Annotated in this window: 1 protein-coding gene and 1 pseudogene; both read left to right on the top strand. The window is 78.0% G+C overall.

Annotated elements, in window-relative coordinates; genetic code table 11:
• Window positions 1–128 precede the first annotated feature (128 nt).
• Entirely contained in the window at window positions 129–341 is a 213-nt protein-coding gene (locus G3I53_RS13305; protein WP_164335666.1) for a hypothetical protein, read from the top strand.
• A 121-nt stretch (window positions 342–462) separates the two neighbouring features.
• Window positions 463–710, top strand: a pseudogene (locus G3I53_RS13300) (hypothetical protein); the annotation flags it as partial.

Here is a 710-nt window from a genome sequence, read left to right as displayed (position 1 = left end):
GGGCACGGCGGCGGGCGCCCAGCGGTGGCGGACGTCGCCCCTCCTGGTGAGGCTGGGGCCACCCGGCCACCCGGCCACCCGGCCCGCCGGCCCCCCGGCCCCCCGGCCCCACGTCCCAGGGAGCACCCGTGCACCGTCTGCCGTCCGCCGCCCTCATCGCCTCCGCCCTCACCACCGCAAGCCTCCTCCTGCTCTGCGCACCCGCCGCCGCGGCCGCTCCGGCCGACGTGGGGGCGGGGGAGTGCATCGCGGGCGGCGGCATGATCGTCATCGCGGCGGAGGGCTCCGGGTTCACCATGCGCTGCTCCGGGGGCACCCACGACGGCGAGACGGTCGTCTGACCGCCGCCCGGCGACCGCTCCGGGCCGTCCCGGAGCGCGCGGGATGCGAACCCGGCCGAATATGGGGCCCAGGGCAGGGAAACCGACCATCGCCCCAGGAGACGCGCTCGTGGAGGTCGTCATGGACCAGGACACATCTCGCTCGCCCGATCTTCCCCAGCCCCTGCGGGCCGTCGTCTCGGGGCTGAAGCACCTGCCGGGAGCCGAGCAGGCCGGAAAGGCCGCCGGCGGCGCGCTGGACGCGATCGGCGCGGTCTCGCCGCGCGGCCGCCGCATGGCCGTCTACGCCGGGGCGGGAGTGCTCGGGGTGGCCGGACTCGTCGAGTGGCCGGTGGCCGTGACCGGCGCCGCCGTCGCCTGGCTCACCCG

It is taken from the genome of Streptomyces sp. SID14436, assembly GCF_010548465.1.
Taxonomy (GTDB): domain Bacteria; phylum Actinomycetota; class Actinomycetes; order Streptomycetales; family Streptomycetaceae; genus Streptomyces.
This window is presented reverse-complemented; position numbering and strand designations above follow the sequence as displayed.